General features: G+C 58.2%; 26 protein-coding genes. 20 read left to right on the forward strand and 6 right to left on the reverse strand.

The genetic code is table 11. The features are described 5' to 3' along the window. Positions 1–6: 6 nt before the first annotated feature. The 13 genes from E1N14_RS20260 to E1N14_RS20320 are packed head-to-tail and all read left to right on the forward strand — an operon-like array spanning position 7 to position 14,197. Complete coding sequence (locus E1N14_RS20260; protein WP_025010133.1) at positions 7–1,377, forward strand: AMP-binding protein; 1,371 nt, start codon at positions 7–9, stop codon at positions 1,375–1,377. Further along, positions 1,370–1,732: an ApeI family dehydratase gene (locus E1N14_RS20265; protein ID WP_025010134.1), complete on the forward strand. Its 363-nt coding sequence runs from the start codon at positions 1,370–1,372 to the stop codon at positions 1,730–1,732. The genes E1N14_RS20260 and E1N14_RS20265 overlap by 8 nt, the downstream gene beginning before the upstream one ends. Further along, positions 1,729–3,441, forward strand: a complete 1,713-nt coding sequence (locus E1N14_RS20270) for a glycosyltransferase family 2 protein (RefSeq protein ID WP_062793392.1) — start codon at positions 1,729–1,731, stop codon at positions 3,439–3,441. The genes E1N14_RS20265 and E1N14_RS20270 overlap by 4 nt, the downstream gene beginning before the upstream one ends. Next, positions 3,438–4,991: an HAL/PAL/TAL family ammonia-lyase gene (locus E1N14_RS20275; RefSeq protein ID WP_062793393.1), complete on the forward strand. Its 1,554-nt coding sequence runs from the start codon at positions 3,438–3,440 to the stop codon at positions 4,989–4,991. Before E1N14_RS20270 ends, E1N14_RS20275 begins: the two co-directional genes overlap by 4 nt. Beyond that, positions 4,988–5,425, forward strand: coding sequence for an acyl-CoA thioesterase (locus tag E1N14_RS20280; RefSeq protein WP_025010135.1), 438 nt, complete (start codon positions 4,988–4,990; stop codon positions 5,423–5,425). Before E1N14_RS20275 ends, E1N14_RS20280 begins: the two co-directional genes overlap by 4 nt. Continuing rightward, positions 5,422–6,246, forward strand: a complete 825-nt coding sequence (locus E1N14_RS20285) for a LolA family protein (RefSeq protein ID WP_062793394.1) — start codon at positions 5,422–5,424, stop codon at positions 6,244–6,246. The genes E1N14_RS20280 and E1N14_RS20285 overlap by 4 nt, the downstream gene beginning before the upstream one ends. After that, a complete protein-coding gene (locus tag E1N14_RS20290; protein ID WP_062793395.1) occupies positions 6,246–8,603 on the forward strand; it encodes an MMPL family transporter in 2,358 nt (785 codons plus the stop codon). The genes E1N14_RS20285 and E1N14_RS20290 overlap by 1 nt, the downstream gene beginning before the upstream one ends. Next, positions 8,600–9,856: an NAD(P)/FAD-dependent oxidoreductase gene (locus E1N14_RS20295; RefSeq protein WP_062793396.1), complete on the forward strand. Its 1,257-nt coding sequence runs from the start codon at positions 8,600–8,602 to the stop codon at positions 9,854–9,856. The genes E1N14_RS20290 and E1N14_RS20295 overlap by 4 nt, the downstream gene beginning before the upstream one ends. Beyond that, complete coding sequence (locus tag E1N14_RS20300) at positions 9,853–10,536, forward strand: DUF3261 domain-containing protein (protein WP_025010137.1); 684 nt, start codon at positions 9,853–9,855, stop codon at positions 10,534–10,536. Before E1N14_RS20295 ends, E1N14_RS20300 begins: the two co-directional genes overlap by 4 nt. 31 nt (positions 10,537–10,567) lie before the next feature. Then, complete coding sequence (locus tag E1N14_RS20305) at positions 10,568–11,758, forward strand: beta-ketoacyl-[acyl-carrier-protein] synthase family protein (protein WP_025010138.1); 1,191 nt, start codon at positions 10,568–10,570, stop codon at positions 11,756–11,758. Next, on the forward strand, positions 11,755–12,246 hold the full coding sequence (locus E1N14_RS20310; RefSeq protein ID WP_025010139.1) for a hotdog family protein: 492 nt from the start codon (positions 11,755–11,757) through the stop codon (positions 12,244–12,246). Before E1N14_RS20305 ends, E1N14_RS20310 begins: the two co-directional genes overlap by 4 nt. Beyond that, positions 12,243–12,968, forward strand: coding sequence for a 3-ketoacyl-ACP reductase FabG2 (locus E1N14_RS20315; RefSeq protein ID WP_025010140.1), 726 nt, complete (start codon positions 12,243–12,245; stop codon positions 12,966–12,968). Before E1N14_RS20310 ends, E1N14_RS20315 begins: the two co-directional genes overlap by 4 nt. Then, positions 12,965–14,197, forward strand: a complete 1,233-nt coding sequence (locus E1N14_RS20320; protein WP_025010141.1) for a beta-ketoacyl-ACP synthase — start codon at positions 12,965–12,967, stop codon at positions 14,195–14,197. The genes E1N14_RS20315 and E1N14_RS20320 overlap by 4 nt, the downstream gene beginning before the upstream one ends. An 83-nt stretch (positions 14,198–14,280) precedes the next feature. Here the strand turns inward: E1N14_RS20320 and E1N14_RS20325 are convergent, their stop codons facing one another. Next, entirely contained in the window at positions 14,281–15,396 is a 1,116-nt protein-coding gene (locus E1N14_RS20325) for an HD-GYP domain-containing protein (RefSeq protein ID WP_243880175.1), read from the reverse strand. Between the two features lie 158 nt (positions 15,397–15,554). Between E1N14_RS20325 and E1N14_RS20330 the strand changes: the two genes are divergently transcribed. Continuing rightward, positions 15,555–15,875 carry a rhodanese-like domain-containing protein gene (locus tag E1N14_RS20330; protein ID WP_054744157.1) on the forward strand — a complete coding sequence of 107 codons (321 nt, stop codon included), beginning with the start codon at positions 15,555–15,557 and terminating at the stop codon, positions 15,873–15,875. A 5-nt stretch (positions 15,876–15,880) separates the two neighbouring features. Then, positions 15,881–16,063 (forward strand): hypothetical protein, encoded by a 183-nt coding sequence (locus E1N14_RS20335; RefSeq protein ID WP_152134850.1) that lies wholly within the window; start codon positions 15,881–15,883, stop codon positions 16,061–16,063. A 55-nt stretch (positions 16,064–16,118) separates the two neighbouring features. Here E1N14_RS20335 and E1N14_RS20340 read toward each other — a convergent pair whose 3' ends face one another. The 5 genes from E1N14_RS20340 to E1N14_RS20360 form a co-directional block, all read right to left on the reverse strand. Continuing rightward, positions 16,119–16,712: an FMN-dependent NADH-azoreductase gene (locus E1N14_RS20340; protein ID WP_025010143.1), complete on the reverse strand. Its 594-nt coding sequence runs from the start codon at positions 16,710–16,712 to the stop codon at positions 16,119–16,121. 196 nt (positions 16,713–16,908) lie between these two features. Next, positions 16,909–17,379 (reverse strand): thioesterase domain-containing protein, encoded by a 471-nt coding sequence (locus tag E1N14_RS20345; RefSeq protein ID WP_025010144.1) that lies wholly within the window; start codon positions 17,377–17,379, stop codon positions 16,909–16,911. Position 17,380: 1 nt separating this feature from the next. Beyond that, positions 17,381–17,818: a D-aminoacyl-tRNA deacylase gene (gene dtd / locus E1N14_RS20350; RefSeq protein ID WP_062793397.1), complete on the reverse strand. Its 438-nt coding sequence runs from the start codon at positions 17,816–17,818 to the stop codon at positions 17,381–17,383. After that, positions 17,815–18,780 (reverse strand): alpha/beta fold hydrolase, encoded by a 966-nt coding sequence (locus E1N14_RS20355; protein ID WP_243757290.1) that lies wholly within the window; start codon positions 18,778–18,780, stop codon positions 17,815–17,817. The genes dtd and E1N14_RS20355 overlap by 4 nt, the downstream gene beginning before the upstream one ends. Beyond that, the gene (locus tag E1N14_RS20360) at positions 18,758–19,645 is read right to left on the reverse strand and encodes a virulence factor BrkB family protein (protein WP_025888483.1); all 888 of its coding nucleotides are present in this window, start codon (positions 19,643–19,645) and stop codon (positions 18,758–18,760) included. Before E1N14_RS20360 ends, E1N14_RS20355 begins: the two co-directional genes overlap by 23 nt. A 182-nt stretch (positions 19,646–19,827) precedes the next feature. Here E1N14_RS20360 and E1N14_RS20365 point away from each other — a divergent pair, with 182 nt between their 5' ends. The 5 genes from E1N14_RS20365 (at position 19,828) to E1N14_RS20385 (ending at position 23,960) form a co-directional block, all read left to right on the forward strand. Continuing rightward, positions 19,828–20,046, forward strand: coding sequence for a hypothetical protein (locus tag E1N14_RS20365; protein WP_025010146.1), 219 nt, complete (start codon positions 19,828–19,830; stop codon positions 20,044–20,046). 20 nt (positions 20,047–20,066) lie between these two features. Further along, complete coding sequence (locus E1N14_RS20370; RefSeq protein WP_025010147.1) at positions 20,067–20,717, forward strand: DUF2959 domain-containing protein; 651 nt, start codon at positions 20,067–20,069, stop codon at positions 20,715–20,717. Between the two features lie 181 nt (positions 20,718–20,898). Further along, positions 20,899–22,113, forward strand: coding sequence for a 4Fe-4S binding protein (locus E1N14_RS20375; protein WP_025010148.1), 1,215 nt, complete (start codon positions 20,899–20,901; stop codon positions 22,111–22,113). Positions 22,114–22,266: 153 nt separating this feature from the next. Further along, positions 22,267–23,319 carry an XdhC family protein gene (locus tag E1N14_RS20380; protein WP_062793398.1) on the forward strand — a complete coding sequence of 351 codons (1,053 nt, stop codon included), beginning with the start codon at positions 22,267–22,269 and terminating at the stop codon, positions 23,317–23,319. Continuing rightward, positions 23,316–23,960, forward strand: coding sequence for an NTP transferase domain-containing protein (locus tag E1N14_RS20385; protein ID WP_037437079.1), 645 nt, complete (start codon positions 23,316–23,318; stop codon positions 23,958–23,960). The genes E1N14_RS20380 and E1N14_RS20385 overlap by 4 nt, the downstream gene beginning before the upstream one ends. The last annotated feature ends 2 nt before the right edge of the window (positions 23,961–23,962 follow it).

Genomic DNA, 23,962 nt, shown 5'->3' on the forward strand with positions numbered 1-23,962 from the left:
ACAGTTATGACAGAGTTATTGAAAACCTGGCTTACCCAAGGCCCCGCAGGGCAACAACTGATCAGTTTTAACCACCATGACATAGTCACGGGTTCACTGTTCGCCACCCAGGTCTATCATCTGCATCAGCGCCTGCAAGCCCGGCCGGAAAAACGTTGGCTATTGGCCTGTGACAGCAGCGATCTGTTCGCCGTTGGCCTCTGCGCCGCCCTGTTGTCGGGCAAGCAGATCATACTGCCGGCCAACACTCAGCCTGGTACTCTCAGCGAATTGACCCAGGAGTTTGATGCCATAGTGTCAGACCGCCCCCTGTGTGAGGGCAAGATCTGGCTCGAGCTGAAAAAAGAGCTATCACTGCCCCACTCGCCCTGGCCGCAGATGGCCGAGGGGGATGGGTTCGGCGAACTGCTGCTGTTCACCTCTGGCTCCAGCGGCCAACCCAAGGCGGTTCGCAAGCGTCTGCAGCAACTGGATGCCGAAGTCAGTGTGTTGGAGCAGACCTTCGCCGCTCACCTGCCACACTGCAGCGTGATTGCCACCGTCAGCCACCAGCATATCTATGGCTTGCTGTTTAAGATTCTCTGGCCACTGGCGGCCAGTCGCCCCTTCCTCAGCGATCTGGTGGAATACCCGGAAACCCTGAGTTATTACACCGCCCTATTTCCCAACCTGTGCCTGATCAGCAGCCCGGCGCAGCTGTCGAGGCTGCCGGATGCGCTGGAGCATGAACGCCAGCTGCACACTCCCAGCCTGATCTTCAGCTCCGGCGGGCCCCTGAGCCTGGAAGCCGCCCAAGGGGTCAAGCGCTGCTACGGTAGCCTGCCAATCGAGGTCTACGGCAGCACGGAAACCGGCGGCATAGGTTATCGGCGCCAACAGAGCAGCGACACACCCTGGCAGGCCTTTGCCCCCATGGAGCTGAGCAATGACAGCGACGGCGCTTTGCTGCTGCGCTCGCCCTATCTTGAAGACAATGGCCAATACCGCTGTGAAGACAAGGTTCGGCTGCTGGGCGAAGGCCAGTTCTGCCTCGAAGGCCGCTTGGACCGCATCGTCAAGATAGAGGAAAAGCGCCTGTCTCTGGTGCAGATGGAAACCTTGCTCAACGCCCATCCCTGGGTGACCCAATCGCATCTGGTGCTGCTGGAAAACCCCAGGGTGCAACTGGGCGCGGCGGTAGAGCTTTCCACCGCCGGCAAGGCACAGCTGGAAGCCGAGGGCAAACTCAGCATCAACAACGCCCTTAAGGCCCATCTGCTGAGCCAATTTGAACGTGTGACTCTGCCAAGGCGCTGGCGCTATCCACAGCAGCTGCCGCTCAACGCCCAGGGCAAGTTGCTCAAAAACGATATTCTCGAGCTGTTTGATCATGATTAAGTCTGTTCTTCCGCCCATTCTTCAACAGCGGCATCAGGACAATGAAGCCAGTTGGCGCCTGAGCATTCCGGCCGAGCTGCCTATGTTTGCCGGCCACTTTCCCGGCCAGCCGGTATTGCCCGGCGTGACTCAACTGGACTGGGCCGTGCGTCTCGGCAGCCAGGCATTCGGCTATGATGCCGAAGTCGCGGTGCTCGAGGTGCTCAAGTTTCAGCAACTGCTGTTGCCGAATATGCAAGTCACCCTCAGCATCAGCAATAACCCCGCCAAGGGTAAACTGAGCTTCAGCTACAGCGACGGCGAACAGAAGTTCGGCTCGGGTCGTATCGCCTTCAAGACAGAGGCCAAGCAATGAAGCTGGCGCTGATCATCCCCAATTACAACCATAGGGGCCATATCGCTGCGACGCTGGAAGCCCTCAAACCACTGGGGCTGCCCTGCTTTTTGATCAACGACGGCAGCGACGATGAGACCCGCTATCTGTTGCAACAGTTGGCCGAACAACACAGCGACTGGGTCAGCCTGCTGCATCACCCATACAACCGCGGCAAGGGCGCCGCCGTGATGACAGGCCTGCGCGCCGCCTGGGCCGCGGGTTTTTCCCATGGCCTACAGGTGGACGCCGACGGCCAACATAATCTGGAAGATATTCCGGCGCTGATAGCCAGGGCGCAGCTCAACCCCAAGGCGCTGATCTCCGGCCTGCCGCAATATGATGATTCCGTGCCCAAGGGTCGGCTCTACGGCCGTTACCTGACCCATTTTTGGGTCTGGGTCGAGACCCTGAGCCTGGATATCCGCGATTCCATGTGCGGCTTTCGAATCTATCCACTGGCGGCCACCGAGGCCCTGCTTCGCAGCGAAGCCCTCGGCGAGCGGATGGACTTTGATATCGAAGTCATGGTGCGTCTCTACTGGCGCGGTGTTGCCATAGAACATATTCCCACCAAGGTGATCTACCCGGAAGACGGCAGCAGCCATTTTCAGGGGCTGGCCGACAATGTAAGGATCAGCAAGCTGCACAGCAGGCTGTTTTTCTCCATGCTGTGGCGCAAGCTCAAGGGGCAGAAACTGGGGCCAACCCAAGCGGCACAAGACAAGCCCCAAGGCGCTCATTGGTCCAACGTCAAGGAACGGGGCAGCTACTGGGGTATCAAGCTGCTGGCCGAAAGCTATCGTTTCGGCGGCCACTGGCTGGCACGGGCGATCATGTACCCGGTGATCTGTTATTTCTTTATCACGGGGCGACAGGCCCGCGAGGCGTCACAAGCGTTTCTAAAGCGGGTGCAGACACTGGAGCCACAGCACCCGAGTCTCGGTCAGCCGGTGACTTGGCGCGACAGCCTGCGCCACTTCTTCGCCTTCGGCAATGCCGCGCTGGATCGCATCGATGCCTGGTGCGATCGCATTCGCTTGCAGCAGGTGGAGTTCAGCGACCGTCAGCAGTTGGCCGAGCAGTTACAAAGCGGGCAGGGAGCCGTGTTGCTGGTGTCCCACCTTGGCAATATTGAGCTGTGCCGCGCCATCTCCATTCACCAGCGCAAGGTGAAGGTCAATGTGATGGTGATGACCCGCAATGCCGAAAACTTCAACCGGGTGCTCAAGCAGCTGAACCCGGACAGTGAACTCAACTTACTCCAGGTTACCGAACTCAACCCGGCCACCTCCATGTTGCTGCAAAGCAAGGTCGAGGCCGGTGAATTGGTGGTGATTGCCGCCGACCGCACCTCTAGCCACAGCCCGGGTCGCACGGTGAAAGTGCCGTTCCTCGGCGAAATGGCGCCCTTCCCCCAGGGCCCCTTTATTCTGGCCGGTCTGCTGGACTGCCCCATCTACACCATGTTCTGCCTGCGGGAACAGCAGGGCTACAAGGTCTGGCTCGAGCCCTTCGAGCAGAGCCTCAAAGGCCCGAGAGCCGAGCGGCAGCAGCGGCTGCAACAGGCAGCAGGCCTCTATGCCCGGCGGCTGGAACATTTTGCCCGCAAGGCACCACTGCAGTGGTTTAACTTTTTCGATTTTTGGCGGCAGGACCAAGTTGCTGACCGCCCCAAGGACAACTCATGAGCGCAACAGTTAAGGCCACCAAGACGGTCGGCTTCGGCCAAACATCACTGACACTGGAACAGGTGGTCGCCATCGCCAAAGGGGCGCCGGTGACCCTCAACGCCAGTGCAGAGTACCGTGACTATATCCAGCGCGGCGCTCGCTTTATCGACAGCCTGCTTCATGAAGAAGGCGTGGTCTATGGGGTCACCACAGGCTATGGCGATTCCTGTACCGTCAATGTCGGCCCGGATCTGGTACACGAGTTGCCGCTGCATCTGTCGCGCTTTCATGGCTGCGGTATGGGCAAGGTGCTGGAAATCCCCCAGGCCAGAGCCGTGATGGCCTGTCGCCTCAACTCTCTGGCCGTGGGTAAGTCCGGTGTCAGCTATGAGCTGCTGGAGCGCATAGCCCTGCTGCTGAACCTCAACATAGTGCCAGTGATCCCGGAGGAAGGCTCTGTGGGTGCCAGCGGCGATCTCACGCCACTGTCTTATCTGGCCGCCGTACTGGTTGGCGAGCGGGAGGTCTTCTATCAAGGACAGCACCGCGCCACCAGCGAAGTCTACGCCGAACTTGGGATCAGCGCCCTCAAGCTCAGGCCCAAAGAGGGCCTGGCACTGATGAACGGCACCGCCGTGATGACGGCGCTGGCTTGTCTGGCCTATGACAGGGCCGAGTACCTGAGCCGCCTGTGCGCCCGCATTACCGCCATGGCCTCACTGACACTCAAGGGCAACTCCAACCATTTCGACGAGATACTGTTTGCCGCCAAACCGCACCCGGGGCAGAACCAGGTCGCGGCCTGGATCCGTGAAGACCTCAACCACCACGAGCACCCACGCAATTCTGACCGACTGCAGGACAGATATTCGATTCGCTGTGCGCCGCACATTATCGGGGTCTTGGCCGATGCCCTGCCCTTTATGCGCCAGTTTATCGAGACCGAACTCAACAGCGCCAACGACAACCCGATAGTCGACGGCGAGGGGGAACATATTCTCCACGGTGGCCACTTCTATGGCGGCCATATCGCTTTTGCCATGGACAGCCTCAAGAATGCGGTGGCCAATTTGGCGGATCTGCTGGACAGGCAGATGGCTCTGGTGATGGATCCCAAATTCAACAACGGCCTGCCGGCCAACCTGTCGGCCAGCCAGGGCGAGCGCAGCCCCATCAACCACGGTTTCAAGGCTGTACAGATAGGTTGCTCGGCCTGGACCGCCGAGGCACTGAAACACACTATGCCCGCCAGCGTGTTCTCGCGCTCTACCGAGTGCCACAACCAGGACAAGGTCAGCATGGGCACCATTGCCGCCCGTGACGCCCTGCGGGTACTGGAACTGACCGAGCAGGTGGCCGCCGCCGCACTGCTGGCCATGAGTCAGGGGATCCGCCTGCGCCTGCTCGCCGGTGAACTGGAACGTGAGTCGCTGACCGAGTCAGTAGCTACCACCCTGGCGCAGCTGGAAGCCGACTTTGAACTCTTGATTGAAGACAGGCCGCTAGAAGCCTTGTTGCGGCAAACCCTGGCCAAGATCCAAGCCGGGGAGTGGGAGGTGTGCCGATGAAAGCCATCCTCAGCACTGAAATAGAGCTGGAGATCCCCTTCCACGATGTCGACTCCATGGGCATTACCTGGCATGGCAACTATCTGCGTTACTTTGAGATAGCCCGCTGCAAGCTGCTGGACAAGTTCGACTACGGCTACAGCCGAATGCAGGAGTCAGGTTACGCCTGGCCGATAGTGGATCTGCAGCTGAAATACGTCAAACCCAGCCGTTTCGAGCAGAAGATCCGGGTGAGTGCCGCCTTGGTTGAGTGGGAAAATCGGCTGAAGATCAACTACCAGATTTGCGACGTCGCCAGCGGTGAGCGCCTCACCAAGGGCTACACCATACAGGCTGCGGTGGATATGCAGACTCAGGAACTGTGCTTGGTGACCCCGCCGGTGTTCCGTGAGCGCCTGGCGCCCTTTATCGCGACCGCCGAGGCCAAGCCATGAAACCTTCAGCCTTCGGCTTTCGGCTCACTCGGCAGCCCGCCTTACTGCTTGGGCTGCTGGGACTGGTTTGGTTTGGTGCCGCTTGCAGCAACATGGCTTTAGGGGAAGTGGCGCCAGCCACTATGGCATTGGGAAAAGTGGCGCCGGCGGATAACACTCAGACAGAGCCGGTGGCAGTATTGGCCGCCGAAGCCAAGGGGAAAATCAGGCCGGAGGCGCAGGCATTCGACAAACTCTTTGCCAACCCGGCCACAGAGCAGGCTCTGCAACAGTTAAGCACTAAGATGGCCCTCAGCGACAGCAGCCGAGGCCAGTTTGAGCAGGTGCGCTGGCTCAGGGTGCTGAAACAACCACTTCGCAGCAGCGGCGAATTTCTGTTTCAGCGAGAACTGGGCATGCTCTGGCAACAGCAGACTCCCTTTGGCAACCTCTTGCTGCTGAAACAGGGCGAGCTTATCCAGCAGGACAGCCAGGGCAAGCTCAGTGTTACCAAGGCCAATGCCGGCCCGGCGGCCGTGGCTGAAATGCTGCCGCGCATGATGCAATCCCTGCTCTCCGGTGATATTCAGGCATTGAGCCAGGGGTTTGAACTCTATCTGCTCAATGACCAAGCGGGTCATTGGCAACTGGGACTCAAGGCCAAGGAGCAGACAATGGCGGCTCTGCTGCCGCAAATGGTGCTCGAAGGCAATCAGGATCTCGAATCTCTGACCCTGCTGGCCAAGAACGGCGATATCAGCCAGATATTTTTCTCTGAACTGGATAAATCCCCACTCAATGACAGCGAGCGCGCTCGCTTCTTTCCCGAGGTGGCTCCCTGATGTCGCCTCGCCCTGAGCGCTCTCGTCCCAGGCTCTCTGCGCCGGTTGGCCTGCTGTTGTGGCTGGGACTGCTGACGCTGCTTATTCTGCTTGGCGTCTGGCAGTGGCAACAGGGCGGCCGTATTCAGAGTGACATTCTCGCCATGCTGCCCAAGGTGCAGGAAGATCCGCTCGCCGAAGCGGCGCTGAAACGCATGGAGCAGAAACTGGGCAATCAAGTGTATATCGGTCTGATTGCCAAGGATAAGCCTCAGGCGATCAACGCCGGCAAACAGCTGCAAAGTGCGCTGGAAAAGGAGCAAGGCGCCTTTAAGAGAGTGCGCAGCGCAGAGGCCGACAGCTTCAGCGCCCTGGGGCATTTCTATTTCCCCTATCGCATGGGGCTGCTCAGTGACAGCCAGAGGCAGCAACTCGCTAGCGGTGAATTAACCACTCTGATTCAAAACGCGCAGCAACAGCTCTACAGCGCCTTTGGCGCCGCCGGCAGCGACCTGATTGCCGAAGATCCGCTGTTGTTGTTCCCCGACTGGCTCAAGTCGCTGGCCGAGGGCCGCAGTCTCACCCAGGCAGATGGCATACTGTTGGCGCCAACGCCGCAAGGCCAGTATGCAGCCATAGTGATGGCCGAGGGAATAGGCAGCGCCTTTAACCCGCAGCAACAGGCAATCCAGCTCAAGGCGCTGGAGCAGGCCTTGGCGCCTCTGCCGCAAGATATTCGAGTGCTCAAGGCCGGCGCCCTGTTTCATGCCGCGGCCGCCACAGAATCGGCCAAGAGCGAGATCAACCGTATCGGATTAGTCTCCCTGCTTGGAGTGATCCTGCTGGTGCTGCTGGCGTTTCGCTCCTTGATGCCGCTGACGGTGGCACTGCTCACCCTGGGCAGTGGATTTCTGGCGGCGACGGTCACTACCCTGACACTGTTTGGCGAACTGCATCTCCTAACTCTGGTGTTCGGCACCAGCCTTATCGGTATCGCCATCGACTACAGCTTTCACTTCTACTGCGAGCGCTTGCAACATCCCAAGGCTTCTCCCAGGCAGGTGATTGGCCTGATATTCCCGGCCGTGACCCTGGCCTTGATCACCAGTGTCGGCGCCTACCTGGGCATAGGCCTGGCGCCTTTTCCCGGCATGCAACAGGTGGCCGTATTCTGTGCCAGCGGGCTGATTTTCACCTGGCTGACACTGCTGCTAGCGTATCCGGCCATAGCCGCCAGCCCTTTGCTTGCAGGAGACAGCCGCCTGGCGCTGGCTGGCCGCTTGCTGAATCTCTGGCAAGCTCTCGGTCGGCGCAGCAGTCTGTTAATCCTGGTGCCACTGGGGTTACTGCTGCTGTTTGGCGGCATTGACCTCAAGGCCAACGATAATATCCGGGCGCTGCAGAGCAGCCCACCAGCGGTCAGCGAGCCGGAAAATGCTCTCAGGCAACTGCTGAGTGGCGGCACGGACAATCAGTTTCTGCTGGTTCGGGGTGACAGCGCCGAGGAGATGCTGCAGCGTCTTGAACAGCTGGCGCCCGAGCTCGAGCGTTTGATTGCTGAAGACAAACTCGGCAACAGCGTGAATATCGCCCGCTATTTGCCGAGCATCAAACGCCAGCAGCAAGATCATCAGTTGCAGGGGCTTATCTATCGCCAAACAGACAAGGTTTTGGACACCCTGGGGCTGAATGCCGAGTTGGCAGGGCCGCTCTCGAGGCAATGGGCCGAATTCCAGCCGCTCTCGGCCACAGACTGGCTCGCCAGTGAAGGGGCTAAATCCTCAGGGCTGAGTGACCTCTACCTCGCCCCCACTGACGGAATATCGGCTCACGCCGCCATAGTGCTGCTCGGTGGCATCCACGATCTCGACGCCCTCAAGCAGCTGGCAAGCAGCAACCCGGGCGTGCAGTTGGTCGACAAGGTCGCCGATATCTCGGCGCTGATGGCCAAATACCGTCAATTGACCCTGCTGATGCTGGCACTGGCACTGACACTGGCGGCGGTGATTTTCAGCTGGCGCTTTGGTTTGCGCCGCGGCCTTTGGGTGGCGCTGGTGCCGACTCTGGCGGCGATTCTGACTCTGGGCGCCCTTGGCTGGCTCGGCAGCGGCTTGACCCTGTTTCATGCCTTGGCACTGGTGTTGGTGTTCGGCATAGGCGTGGACTACAGCCTGTTTTTTGCCGAAGCTAAACAGCATCCCAGAGGCGTGATGTTGGCGGTGCTGATGTCTGCCGCCTCAACCCTGCTGGCCTTTGGCCTGCTGGCTTTGAGTGACACCTATGCCATTGCCGCCTTTGGCATGACCCTGGCGCTGGGCATAGGTTTTACCCTGTTACTCGCTCCCCTAACCTCAACTCTTACAAGGAATGCAAAGTGAACACTGCCAATGCCGTGGAACAAGTCGATGTGGTAATTATCGGTGCCGGGCCATCCGGCTCGGTCGCGGCCAGCCTGCTGAAACAACAAGGAGTAGATGCTCTGGTGCTGGAGCGGGCCCAATTTCCACGCTTTTCCATCGGAGAGAGCCTGCTGCCCTGCTGCATGACAGTGCTGGAGCAGGCTGGGATGACAGAAGCCGTGGCCGAGGCAGGGTTTCAGTTTAAAAACGGCGCAGCCTTTCGGCGCAACGGCCGCTACACCACCTTTGATTTCAGTGACAAGTTTACCCCGGGCCCCGGCACCACCTTTCAGGTTCCCCGAGGCCAGTTCGACAAGCTGCTGGCCGACACCGCCAGTACCCAAGGGGTAGAGATACGTTATGGCCAGACGGTCACCGCGGTGGATCTCAGCGCAGAGCCACGGCTGACAGTGGCAGACGAAAATGGACGAGTCTATTCAGTGCAGGCCAAATATCTGCTGGATGCCAGTGGCTTTGGCCGGGTGTTGCCAAGATTGCTGCAGCTGGAATGCCCCTCCAGCCTGCCGGCCCGCTCGGCCATCTTTACCCATATTGAGGACAATATCAGCGACCCGGAGTTTGACCGTAACAAGATCCTTATCAGCGTGCATCCGCGCAACAAGGATATCTGGTATTGGTTGATCCCCTTCAGTAACGGCACCTGTTCGCTGGGGGTGGTGGCCGAACCGCATCTGCTGGCAAGACTCGAAGGCAGCCTGGAGCAGCAACTGCGCACCATAGTCAATGAAGAGCCAGGGCTGGAGGCGCTGCTTAAGGACGCCAGAGTGATCCGCGACTGCGCCACCTTGAAGGGCTATTCGGCCAATGTCAGCACCCTGGCCAGCGACAAGTTTGCCCTGCTGGGCAATGCCGGTGAGTTTCTCGACCCGGTATTCTCCTCCGGGGTGACCATAGCCATGCACTCGGCCAGTCTGGCCTGCGACTGTCTGGTACGCCAACTCAAGGGGGAAGCGGTAGACTGGCAGCAGGATTATGCCGAGCCCTTGATGCTGGGGGTCAACACCTTCCGCACCTATGTGGAAGCCTGGTATGACGGCAGATTCCAGGAGGTGATCTTCTTTGAAGACGCCAACCCCAAAATAAAACAGATGATTTGCTCTATCCTGGCGGGCTACGCCTGGGACAGCAACAACCCCTTTGTCAGTGAATCCCGGCGCAGATTGGATCTGGTGGTGAACCTCTGCCGCGACGCCGTCGAGGAAGCCTTATGACAGCCGCTGTCACCCGCTTGCTACTGCTTGCCACTGTGCTGGTTGGCCTGAGTGGCTGCAGCCAGCTATTGTATCGCCAAACCTGCGTTGCCCTGGCAAAGGATGTCAGTTATTGTCTGGCGCCGCTGCCGCTGAACCAGGCCGCGCCCAAGGGACAAACCTCTGATACCAAGGCTGCCAAAGACGCAAAGCAGCCAGATGAGCCCCAGGGCAGTGACTCGGTTCAAGCTCAAACTTTGGAGCAAACGCTCAGTCTCAGCCAGCAGGTGCGGCTGCAACGAGGGGAGCAGAGCCATGAGCTTATCAGCCAACTGGAACTGCAGCCGCAGCAGATGACTGTGGTGGGGCTGGCACCTCTGGGCCAAGCACTGTTTACCTTGATCTACGATGGACATACACTGACCAGCGAGCAGAGTGTGCTGCTCGGCAATGAGTTTAAAGCAGAATATCTGCTGGCCTTGCTGCAGCTCATCTATTGGCCGGAGGAAAAGCTGAACGCTTATCTGGATGGCGCCAGGGTGAAACTGGAAGATTGCGCCGCCGTCCTGTGCCGGGTATTGCTGAGCAATGACAATCGCGAGCTGATGCGGATAAGTTACTCCAGCCCCGACATCTGGCATGCGGAAGTGGCCATGAACATGCCGCAGGCCGATTTAAAACTGAACATTAAGCCCCTGTAATGGATACAGGGCCGGATCCCAAAACAGAGATATGACAACTACAGCCATAAATCATGCGGGTTTTTGTACCCCTCTCGGCAACCGGGCCGACGAGGTGCTTAACGCCTTGCTCGCCGGTGACAGCCGCGGCATGGTCAGCCGCGACAACCTGTTGTTTGAACGGCCGGCCATAGTCGGGGTAGTGAACAGCGAGTTACCGGCCATTCCCGCCGAGTTTGCCGACTATGACTGTCGTAACAACGCCCTGTTGCTGTGCGCCGCCCTGCAAATTACCCCGGCGGTGGAAGCCGCCAAGGCCAAATATGGCAAGGAGCGCATCGCGGTTGTCATAGGCACCAGCACCTCAGGGATCTCCAAGGGCGAAGAAGCACTGGAGTACCGCAATCGCCACGGCCATTTCCCCTCTGACTACCACTATTTTCAACAGGAGCTGGGGGGCACCAGTCGCTTCCTGCAAGCCTGGTTCAAGCTGAGCGGTCCCTGTTACACACTGTCGACGGCCTGTTCCTCCAGCGCCAAGGTGTTTGCCGCCGGTAAACGGCTGTTGGACGCCGGACTGTGCGACATGGTGATAGTCGGCGGGGTCGACAGCCTGTGCCAATTGACCCTCAACGGCTTCGATGCGCTTGAGTCTGTCTCCAAGGGGCACTGCAATCCATTCAGCGCCAACCGCGACGGCATCAACATAGGTGAAGGCGCGGCGCTGTTTACCCTGGAGAGAGGAAGCGGCCAGGTGCTGCTGTCCGGTGTCGGCGAGTCGGCCGATGCTCACCATATCTCGGCGCCCCATCCCGAGGGCAGCGGCGCAATTGCCGCCATGGAGATGGCCCTCAAGCAAGCTGGGCTGACGCCTGATGACATCGACTATGTCAATCTGCACGGCACTGCCACCCCCAAGAATGACGCCATGGAAAGCCGCGCCATGCACTCGGTATTTGCCGAAGCGTTGCCGCCTTGCAGTTCCACCAAGCCCTTGACCGGCCACGCACTGGGCGCCGCCGGGGCATTGGAAGCGGTATTCTGCTGGCTGCTGTTGTCGCCCCTCAACCCTGATGGGCTACTGCCGCCGCATCTGTGGGACGGTGAGCAGGATGGCAATGATCCCGCACTGCCACTGGTCAAACAGGGCAGCCGCCACTCACTGAATCACCTGATGAGTAACTCCTTCGCCTTTGGCGGCAGCAATGCCAGCCTGATCTTCAGCCGTGGAGCCCCGGAATGACCCAGCCTTTAGCCGAGCGTGATATCGCCGATTTTCTGCCCCACAGGGCGCCCATGATACTGATAGACGCCGTGGTCGAGCACAGCCAAGACAGACTGCTGACCAAGGTAAAGATTAGTGAGCAGAGCCCCTATTTCGATGACGCCCGGGCTCTGGTGCCCAATTATGTAGGCATAGAATATATGGCCCAGAGCATAGCAGCACTGGCCGGAGTGGAAGCCGAGGCCCGCGGTGATATTATCCGGGTCGGTTTTTTGCTGGGCAGCCGTAAGCTCAGCATGCATACCCCGGGATTCCTGCCCGGACGCGAATACCTGACTCAGGTGCAGCGCCTCTATCAGGAAGACACGGGACTGGCAGTGTTCGACTGCCGCATCTTTGATGGCGACACAGAGATCGCCAGCGCCAATGTAAACGTTTTTCAGCCCCAGGACACCCAAGCCTATATTGCCGGTAGTCTGGAGGCGATGCAGGGAGATTCCGCATGACACAGAGAGTTTTGGTCACAGGTTCCAGCCGCGGCATAGGCAAGGCTATCGCCCTGCGCCTGGCGCAGTCCGGCTTTGATATCGCCCTGCACTTTCATGCCAATCAAGCCGCCGCCGAGGCCAGCGCCGCCGAAATCCAAGCCTTGGGCGTCAAGGTCAGCCTGCTGCAGTTTGATGTTGCCGAGCGCCAGACCTGCCGCCAAGTCATTGAGGCCGACATAGAAGCCAACGGTGCCTATCACGGCCTGGTTCTCAATGCCGGTATCGCCCGCGATACGGCTTTCCCGGCGATGACAGAGGCCGAGTGGGACGGTGTCATCCATACCAATCTCGATGGTTTCTACAATGTGATCCATCCGGCGCTGATGCCGATGATCCAACGGCGCAAGGGCGGCCGCATCATTACGCTGTCTTCGGTTTCCGGTTTGGCCGGTAACCGCGGCCAGGTGAACTACAGCGCCTCCAAGGCCGGTATCATAGGCGCCACCAAGGCGCTGGCACTGGAGCTGGCCAAACGTAAGATCACGGTCAACTGCATCGCTCCCGGGATTATCGAAACCGAAATGGTCGATGCCTTCAGCCCCGAACTGGTACAGCAACTGGTGCCGTTGCGGCGCATGGGCCAGCCTGCAGAGATAGCGGCCCTGGCCAACTTCCTGATGTCTGACGAAGCCGGTTATATCACCCGCCAGGTGATCTCGGTCAACGGAGGCATGCTATGAGCCGTAGGGTGGTGATTACCGGCATGGGCGGCATATCCGCCCTGGGCCAGGATTGGGACAGCGTCAAGGCCAGGCTGCAGGCAGGCCAAAATGCCGTGGTTCGCATGGATGAATGGGACAGGTTCGATGGCCTGCACACCCGTCTGGCGGCGCCGGTCAGCGACTTCAGCACTCCGGCACACTATTCGCGCAAGAAGATCCGCTCCATGGGCCGGGTGTCTCTGATGGCCACCCGCGCCAGTGAAATGGCGCTGGAGGATGCCGGCCTGTTGCATGATCCTCTGATAGCCTCAGGCGCCATGGGCATAGCCTACGGCTCTTCCACCGGCAGTACAGATCCCATCACCGCCTTTGGCGACATGCTCAAACACGGCGATATGAGCGGCGTCACCGCCACCAGCTATATCCGCATGATGGCCCATACCACGGCGGTCAATGTCGGGGTATTTTTCGGCCTCAAGGGGCGGGTATTAACCACCAGCAGCGCCTGCACGTCCGGCAGCCAGGGCATTGGTTATGCCTATGAAGCCATCAAGTATGGCCAGCAGGATTTGATGCTGGCCGGGGGCGGCGAAGAACTCTGCCCCACAGAAGCGGTCGTGTTCGACACCCTGTTTGCCACCAGTACCCGCAACGACACTCCTGAATTGACCCCCAGGCCGTTCGATCGCGACCGGGACGGTCTGGTGATAGGCGAAGGCGCCTGCACCCTGGTGCTCGAAGAGCTGGAGCATGCCAAGGCCAGAGGCGCGCGCATCTACGCCGAAGTGCTGGGTTTTGGTACCAACTCAGACGGCCTGCATGTGACGCAACCGAACGCCGACACCATGGAAAAGGCGATTCGGCTGGCACTCAAAGACGCCAATATAGCGCCGCAGCAGATAGGCTATGTCAACGCCCACGGTACGGCCACCGACCGCGGTGATGCCGCCGAGAGCCGGGCTACCGCCGCAGTATTTGGCGAGCAGATGCCGATTTCATCGCTGAAGAGCTATACCGGCCATACCCTGGGCGCTTGCGGCGCACTGGAGGCCTGGTGGAGCATTATGATGATGCGTGATGGCTGGTTTGCACCCACAATCAACCTGGAGAATGTCGCCGAGGATTGCGCCGAGCTGGATTATATTCGCGCCGAAGGCCGGGCACTGGATACCGACTTGGTGATGAGCAATAACTTTGCCTTTGGTGGCATCAATACTTCGTTGATCTTCCGCTGCTGGCAGGACTGAGCTTAGCCCCAGGAAGCCCTAGAAAACCAGAGTAAGAAGCCCAAGAAGCTTTAACGGAATGCATCGGCACTGCAGGCCTCTTTTCAGGCCGCCTTGTCATCGCGGCAGCGCCCCATGATATCCAGGATCTGTGTAGTCGAAGCCGCCAAGGCTTCGACGCAGTGGCCGTCCAGTTTGCCGGCGGCCACCATGCTTCTCAACTCACGGAAACAGGCATCCAGTGGCCAGGCCTGCTTATAGGGCCGCTCGCTGCTGAGGGCATCGAAGATATCCGCCACAGTCACTATTCTGGCTTCAATCGGCACCTCTTCCCCCTTCAAACCTCGGGGATAGCCGCTGCCATCCAGATACTCATGATGACAGGCCACTATGTTGAGCATGATGGTCGAATCCGGCAGATGCGCCAGACCAAAATCCCCCAGCACCTTGCGGATCAGGCACTCACCCTTATCCACATGGGTCTCCATCAGAGTACGCTCGTCTATGCTTAAGGGCCCCTCTTTCAACAACACCTTGTCCGGAATACCTATCTTGCCTATGTCATGCAAAGGTGCAAACTGGGTGATATGTTCTATCTGCTCATCACTCAGGCCATATTTGGGTGCGACTATGCCGGCGATCAAACCCGAATAGGCCGCCATGCGATCCAGGTGCGCGCCGGTTTCAAAGTCGCGCAGGTCGGCAAAGTCCCGTGCCACCTGAGCCGAGGCGAGAATAGTGCGCACTGCACTGAGTTCGGCGCATAGAGACATGTTGATCAAGTTGGCATAGAGCACCATATCGCGCTGCGCCTTGGCATCGAAGGCCGACAAGCGGTATGAATCGAAGAACAGAAACCCCAGAAACCTCTGTTCATCGTAGAGGGGCACGGTAAAGGAGGAGTTGTAATCCTGCTCCAGCAACCAACGCGAATGGCTGTTTTCCGGCAAGATATTGGCCTTGATATCGTCTATCACCCGATACTGCCCTGTGTCTGCCAATTGGCTGAGCACCGGGCTTTCTGACATGGGATATTCATAACCCACTATGGCCTGCCCCCTGTGAGTGCTGTTGATAAAGGTTTTTAGCAGCCCGGTCGACTCGTGATACAGGGCACAGGCGATACGATCCACCCAAGGGTAGCTGAGCAACAGATGATCGTGAATGCGTTCCAAACGCTCAGAAGCGTTGTGACCCTGCAGCCAGAGAGCTGTTGGCATATTCTTGTCCATACACTATTTTCAAAACATTTCCTTTTTCCAAAGGATAGAACAAAAAACAGCCTTGGAGAGAAAACGACCAGTATCCAGGCCATTGCATTTCCAAATTCATAAGATTAACCTTATTGAAAAATTTCTAATTGATAGAGAGTCTGAAAATGCAAACCAACGTCACGCCACAAGACGGCCGCCTAAACCCAGAGCAGTGCCATGAGATGATCGCCAAGGGAGTTCGGGTACTGGATGTCCGCTCGGCCGCCGAATATGCCGAAGGACACCTGCCGCAGGCGGTGAATGTGCCACTAGATACCCTGGATACCTGGCTCAAGCAGCAACCGAATAAGCAGGAACCCTTTGTGCTCTATTGTGGTGCCGGCATGCGCGCCCAGAAAGGCTGCGAAATTCTGCGGGCCAACGGCTTTGATTGCGTGCTCAACGGCGGCGCCTTCAAGGAGCTGGTCTGTTGCCAACCTGAGTAACCATAATGACAAGCAAGCCCGGACGATTTCAGATAAGCCAACATCGCGGCCAAGCCTCTGCGCGAGTGCGTTATCGCGAGCACTGGCCCGCCGAAGGGGTCAATGCCGCTTGTCCCCTTTGCAGCAAGGCGCTCGAGCCGGACAAGCCGTCACAAAAAAGCCCCGGGGAGTCACCTCCGGGGCAGTAGAACCAAATCAGTCAAGCAACTGGCGTTCAGATTGATGGTGGAAGAGATGTTTGCCTCAGGCAGAGATGGCAGCCAGCGAAGATTTGGCTGCTGAAATACCCTTGGCGTTGGCATCCGGGCCCATGTTCAGCGCTTCACCGTAGACGGTTTCCACTTCGGTAATTCCAATAAAGCCCAGCACGGTTTTCAGATAAGGCACCACATGGTCTGTGGTCGAGTCTTTATGTACCCCACCTCGGGTAGTGATCACTACCGCGCGCTTACCAGTGATAAGACCCACAGGGCCATTTTCTGTGTAACTGAAACTCACACCGGCGCGGGCAATCAGGTCAATCCAGTTTTTCAACTGAGTCGGAATACCGAAGTTATACATGGGCGCAGCTATTACTAGTGTGTCGTGATCTTTCAGTTCCTGGATCAGCTCATCAGACAAGGCCAACGCCTGTTGCTGGCGCTCGCTCAGCTGTTCGCCGCCGCGCAGGCCGGTGGCAATTTCACCGTCCAGTACCGGCAGCGGCTCGGCCGCCAGATCCCTGACTGTGATGCTGGAACCCTGCTCCTGCCAATGCTTGATCAGGTGGTCGACCAAGAGACCGGACTGAGAGTAACCACCCAGGATGCTGGATTTCAAAACTAATACTTTGCTCATGATATTGCTCCGCTTCGATTCAGGAATTTGTTTGAGTCAGAGCTTTTGCTCCAATCTATGCTGAGCAGTTTACTGATGGATAAAATAGAAAAAAAGCGGAGAAAATTTGATATTAAATTCGATTTTTTAGAAAGGAAAGGTTGTTATCCAGGGCTTACAAGGTTAAAACCGAACCTGTAAGCCTAGGTAATCCCAGCTAGGACAGGGTCGCCTCTTGCTTGGGCTGGCTGACGTAAACCCCCAAGAAAGAAGCACAGCAAAGGCCGTGACTCCAGAGTTCCACCTCCTGCCTGACTTTGACCCTGCGCCCTTCACTCAAAGGCGTCAGTGACACGCCCGGCCAGCTGACTCTGGCTTCAATCAACTCACCGGGATTGGCAGTCACCGGCGCCCGATAACGGATCTCGGCCTGGGCCAGCACTATATCACCACTCACTCCGGCCCGCTGCTGTTGCAGCCAGAGCATGCCCCAGCCACACAGAGTGCACAGGGTATAGATACTGCCGGCAAACATGGTCTGATGCAGATTGATGTTGGGCGCCAGCGGTGCACCGACACGAAATTCTGTGCCATCAAAAGCCAGTGGCCGGATCCCCATAAAGGCACTGACGGGGATGGTGCCATGCCAGGTGTTTTCCAATTGCTTAAGCAGTGATGGCTCAGACATATCAAACACTCAGATTAAAGGTCACTGGCCCGTCGTTCAGCAGTTCCACCTGCATATCGGCAGCGAAGCGGCCGGTTTCTGTGGTCACCCCCTTGCTGCGACAAAATGCCACAAAGGCTTCATAGAGCTCTTCGGCCTGAGCCGGACTGGCACCACCCGAGAAACTGGGACGCAGACCGCGGCTGGTATCGGCCGCCAGGGTAAATTGCGACACCACCAACAACTGCCCGCCGACCTGAGTCAGATTGAGGTTCATCTTGCCGTTGTCATCGCTGAACACCCGGTAATTCATCACCTTGCTGGCCAGCTTTTCCATCGCCGCCATATCATCCTGGCGTTCAACGCCCAACAACACCAACAAACCTTTATCTATAGCGCCGGTCACTTCATCGGCAACCGTTACCTTGGCACGGCTGACTCTCTGTATCAGGGCGATCAATCCTGACTCCTTAATTCTGTTTCACAAGAGGCCGCAGTGTCGCCCATAGCACACAGGGCTGCAACCACGGCGTGACGCATTTTATCATCCACCAGCGAGTGATGACCTCCGGCCACCAGCTGCAACTCGGCCGGGCGGGTCTGGCGGGCAAGCTGAGCCTGCAGCAAGTGAGTGGGACAGACCCAGTCGTTTTCCCCCTGCAGCAAGCGGGTATGTTTCGGCCAGTTATTGAGCCCTGCATCAAGCAAACTCATGGCTTCGAAATAGTGATGGCGGGCATAGTGAAGTTCGATTCTGGCCATATTGCTGTCCCGATGCGCCCTTGGCGGCGGCAACAGTACCCCGGGTAAAGACAGATGCTGCTCCCAGCGCAGCCAACTGCGGATATAATCCTGGGCATTGAGGCAAGTAAATCCCTTGGCATAGCTTTCCAGCAGCGCCGCAGTGCTGCGCTCACTCCTGGATAGCCAGCGGGAAAAGCCATGATAGTCCACCGGGAAACGGCTGGCGGCGCCAGCAGCACCATAGAGCCAATCGCGGCCCTCGGCAGAGGGGATAAAGCTGCCCCAATATGTCTGGGCTATGACCCGCTCAGGGAATAAACCGCCGTACACCAGCCCCAAGGTTGCCCCGAATGAGCCCCCTGCCAGACACCAGCGCGGCAACCGCAGCGCCTTCCTGACCGACTCGAGATCATCGAGAAGGCCCTGGAAGTGATTCTGCGCCAGGCCTTTCTCGGAGCGCGATAAGCCGGCGCCCCTTTGATCCAGAAACAATAAGCGAAAGCGGCGCAGATCAAACAGCGCCAACTCTTCAAGGTTGCAACCGGCGCCGGGCCCGCCGTGCAGATACAGCAGCGGGATGCCTTCCGGGTTGCCGAATTGCGCCAGATACAGGCGGTGGCCGCCACCCACCTCCAGCCAGTCGCGGGCAAACGGATTATGCCGATTCGGATTCATCATCCAGCGACTCCAATGGTTCTTCACCATCGAGGAATTCCGGCAAAGATGCGGTGATCTCGGCTCCCATCAGGACAATCATCCAGGACAGGTAGACCCAGACAAACAGTATCGGAATCGTCGCCAGGGCGCCGTAAATCGCCTCGTAGCTGGGGAAGTGAGTCACATACAGGGCAAAGCCTTTCTTGCCCGCCTCAAACAGCAAGGCAGCCACTATGGCCCCGAGCAGGGCATGCAGCAGCTTCACCTTTTGATTGGGCACCACAGTGTAAAGCAGCAGGAAGGCCGCAACAGAAAACAGAAACGGCAGACGCGCGACAAAGAAGGTACCTACACCATAAGTATCGGCTTCGTTGAATATTTTCAGCGATACTAAGTAGGAAGTGGCCGCCAGGCTGGCCCCCATCAGCACTGGGCCCAGCGTCAGGATCATCCAGTACATGGAAAAAGACACGACAGTCTGGCGTTTTTCTTTGGTGCGCCAGATATAGTTCAGCGCCTTGTCGATGGCGGAGATCAGCAAAATGGCCACCACCACCAGGGCGCCGATACCGACGGCCGTGCCCTTGGAGGCGTTGCCGACAAACTCGTTGATATAGACCTGAACCGTATCGCCTGCGGCCGGCAGAAAGTTTTGATAAATAAAGTTTTCTATCAGTTGCCGCACCCCCTTGAAGACAGGGAAAGCCGACAGCATAGACATGGTAACGGCCACCATGGGCACCAGCGACAACAGGGTCACATAGGCCAGATGACCGGCTCGGATATTGATTTGATCGTCCTGCAATCTCTGTTTCAGGTGCAGCAGGAAGTGCCAGCAGCCTTTCATAAACAAGCTGAAATTGCGGGTATCTATCTTGTTGCTCACGGTTTTCTCTTGATCCTCTGGGTCTAGTGTCGCTATCTTCGTACAATAATGCCCGGATTACAAAGTGTGATGCTGCCACTGCAGCAGGGCAAAGGAAGCCGGGAATGACGCCAGTGCTATGCATAGGCATGCGCCGAGGCCCGTCGTTCAATGCTTCTTCCACAATTTAAAGGAGAGAGTTAATGTCACAACAAGGATCGGCGGGCAATGTGATTGCCGCGCTGGCAAGCGTATTTTTCCCGGGTTTGGGGCAGTTGGTTCAGGGGCGGATCCTGGCCGCACTGATCTTCTTTCTGGTGACAGTCACAGGTTACGCCCTCTGGTGGTTGATAGTTCCTGCTATCATAGGTGCCATTGCCCATCTCTGGTGCATCATAGATGCCGCCAAATACAAAGCATAAACAGAGAAAAGAGAAAGCTTATGAACAAGATCCTCACCACCACCCTGGTCAGCCTGGGATTGCTGCTGGGTGGTTGCCAGAGTGCCTATTACGGTGCCATGGAAAAGGTTGGCTATCACAAACGTGACATCATGGTCGACCGGGTCAAAGACGCCAAAGAATCGCAACAGGAAGCTCAGGAGCAGTTCAGTTCGGCACTGGAAGAGATGCAGGCACTGCTGAACCATGACGGTGGCGATCTGGAAAAGGCTTACAACAAGGCCAAAGACGAATATGAGTCGGCCCAGGAAGCCGCCGACGATGTCAGCAACCGCATCAACAAGGTGGAAGATGTGGCCGAAGCCCTGTTCGATGAGTGGCAAGGGGAAATCGGTGAGATCAGCAAGGCCAGCCTGCGCAGTAAGAGCCAGGCCAAGCTGAAAGAAACCCGCCGCTCCTACGAGCAGCTGATCCGCAGCATGCGCCGTGCCGAGAGCAAGATGCCTCCTATCCTGACCTCAATGAAAGACAACATGCTCTACCTCAAGCACAACCTCAACGCCCAGACCATAGGGGCCATCAAGGGTGAGTTTGCCAGTCTACAGAGCGATATCTCCGGCCTTATCAAAGAGATGAATAAATCCATCGATGAGTCCAACCGCTTTATCGCAGCAATAGAGTCGGGTAACTGACCGCCAAGCCATAGAGATAGCCCCGCACCGCGGGGCTTTTTTTCAGCTGTGAGCCAGTGCACGAATTTCTCCATCTGCGAAGGTAAACTTGGATCTGCTGCACACTTCCTTTTTTGACTCAAGAACTTGTGCCCTTATTTGAGTTCACAATAGGCAGTCCTTTGTTGCTGGCCTCTTTCTCATGACACTGACCGAATCGCTCACCCTCATGCTGGCACTCCTCTATGGTGTCAGCCAACTCTGGTGGAGCGGCCGCCGTTTCGGCGCTGGCCTCACTTTGCTGCTGATTTTAACCGCGCTGCTGATTAGCAGCAGCCCCATGTTACTGCTGGCCACGCTGACAGCCGTTGGTAGCCTGGCATTGCTGCAGCAACTGCGCCCCGGCTTGCTGCAATCCGAGCCCAGGATCAATAACCTGCGCAGCGGCTGCCAGCACCTGTTGGCGCTGTCCCTGTTTCTGGTCGCGATTCAGTACACCATCAACAGCCTGATGCTCAAGGCCGGAGTCACGCCCTGGATTGGGCGCCCGGATGTGGTGGATGCGTTTCTGCCCATTGCCGGCGGTATAGAACTCAAGGCGATAGCCACCCTGGGACTCTGGGATCAAACCCACCCGGCGGCGGCCGTGATGATGGCGGTGGTGCTACTGACCGGACTGCTATGCAAGCGGGCCTTCTGTGGCTGGGCCTGCCCGCTGGGGTTGGCCGGAGAGTACCTCTATCGCCTGCGTAAACGCTTTATCAAGCGCGAATTTATGCCGCCTGCCTGGCTCGACTGGCCACTGCGTATGCTCAAGTATCTGTTGTTGGCGGCGCTGCTCTACATAGTGCTGGGCATGCCGTCTATGGGGATCCCCGGCTACCTGGAGAGTAATTATCACAAGATAGCCGATCTCAAGATGGCGCTGTTTTTCATCACTCCGGGACTCATCACCCTGGCCTGCTTTGGCCTGATCCTTGCCATTGTCGCCTGGCGCCGTCAGGGATTTTGCCGTTACCTCTGCCCCTATGGCGCCCTGCTGGGACTGCTAAGTTTTCTCAGCCCGCTGAAAATCCGCCGCGCCCCTGAGCATTGCCTGATAGAGTCCAAGGGGATGAAATGCGACAAGTGCACCCGCGCCTGTCCGGCCGGCATCATAGTGCATACCAAAAATACAGTGCACAGCGATGAATGCCAGGCCTGCATGCGCTGCGTGGCCGCCTGTCCCAAGAAAGCGGCGCTGGGGTTCGGCCTTAGCCACAATCATTTCTGGTCAGCCAAGTCAGTAATGCTGCTGGTACTCGGACTGCTGTTCCTGCTGCCCTTGATAGCCTACACCTCCGGCTTCTGGGAAAGCCAAACGCCGGATGCGGTTCGGATGCAACTGCTGCAGATGATCGACTATGTAGGTCACTAAACTTAACCACTCAGGCTCGCCGACAGGCGGGCCTTTTTATTGCGCTTGTCGCCGAGTCCCACTGCCGCTCCCTGACTTGCTACGCCCGGCAAGATTGTTTCCCGGTGCTATTTTATGCAATGCTAACTTCTCCACCAAAAACACGGGAAGTTTATGGCGCACCATCTGCAAACCTTGCTGCAACAATGGGCTCTCAGCGCAGACGAGCCCTGGGTGCTGGCGCTGATCACCTCGGTACAAGGCTCTTCTTATCGCAAACCCGGAGCCATGATGCTGTTTCATCCCCTGGGCCAGAGCCTGGGGATCCTCAGCGGCGGCTGTTTGGAGGCCGATCTGCGCCATCAGGCACACAAGGCCCTGACGGAACAAAGGGTGGTGGAGGTCTGTTATGACGCCCGCGACGATCAAGACGCCAGTTACCAACTGGGTTGTGGCGGCTTGGTGAACATCTGCCTGCTGCCTCTGGGGCGGGAGAATCATTTTCTGGCACTCGATGAGTTGCGCCAGGCTCTGAATGCCGGTCAATCCGGCTTCTGGCAGTTGCTGATGCCAAAAGCCGGTGAAGCGCCCGCAGCCCTTGAGGCGCGCTTTTTACCCCAAGGTTCCCCCTCAACCGATGCTGAGCCTCTGCCTTTCCCCGCCAATGACTTTCGCCGCACCGGGATTTGGAGCCCAGAGACTGGGCAGAATGGGCAACAGAGCTGGTTAACCGTACCCGTGGGCCCCAAACCTGCGCTTGCGATTTTCGGCGGCGGTCTGGATGCCAAGCCGCTGGCACAGATGGCTTTGCAACTGGACTGGCAGGTGAGCGTCGTCGACCCCAGAGCCGCCTACGCCCGCAGCCATGACTTTGCCGGTTGCGACATAATCAAGCTCGGCGCCGACGAGCTGGATGCCGATTGGCTCAAGCGTCAGGATGGTGCCATAGTGATGTACCACAATGTCGAGCTCGACAGCGCCATTCTCAAACGGCTGCAAGTAAGCTGCCCACGCTATCTGGCGCTATTGGGGCCAACTCACAGGCGCGATAAGGTACTCAAACATGCCGCTCTTGGGCTGGCAGACTTTGCCGTGCCACTGGCGGCGCCCGCCGGACTGGCACTCGGCGGCGAACTCCCGGGGGCCATCGCCCTCAGCATTTTAGCCCAGTGCCACGGTGTTTTGTTTGATGCGCCCATGACTGGGCTTGAGGGCCTGATGCCATGAGGCTATTGCCTGTGTTACTGGCCGCCGGAGCATCGAGCCGCTTCGCCGCCGATGACTCAGTGCCCGGCCACGCCAAACTGGCAGCACAGGACAGCCATGGCACGCCGCTGCTGCGCCTCAGTTGGCAAGCGCTGGAGCAGATGCGCGCTCAGGCAAGCCAGAAGTCCCCCAAGCTTGAGCTGCTGCCGCTGCTGACCATACTCGGCGGCCACAAGGAACAATTGCAAGCGTTGTTGCCGCCCCATGCGAGCTGCTGTTTCAACCCTCTCTGGCAACAGGGGCTGGGGCACTCCATCGCCCTGGCCGCGGAGCAAGCCAAGGCCTGCTCCGCCGATGCCCTGCTACTGGCGCTGGCCGATCAGGTTGCGCTCATTAGCGCCGATTACCTTGAATTGCTCGACTGTTGGCTGGGCAGCCAACTCAGCAGCAGCGCCTTTTACCGGGACGCCCCCGGCGCGCCTGCTATCTTTAATGCCACAGACTTCAACGCCCTTTGCCAACTGCAGGGTGACCGAGGGGCCAAGGCTCTGCTGACCGAGAAATTACAACAACAACGACTGGGCCGGATAGTGCTGCACCGCGCCGCCATAGACATAGACACGGGCGCAGATCTCAGACGCCTAAACCAGCACAAGGAGTGAAC

This window comes from Shewanella algae, assembly GCF_009183365.2.
Taxonomy (GTDB): Bacteria; Pseudomonadota; Gammaproteobacteria; order Enterobacterales; family Shewanellaceae; genus Shewanella; species Shewanella algae.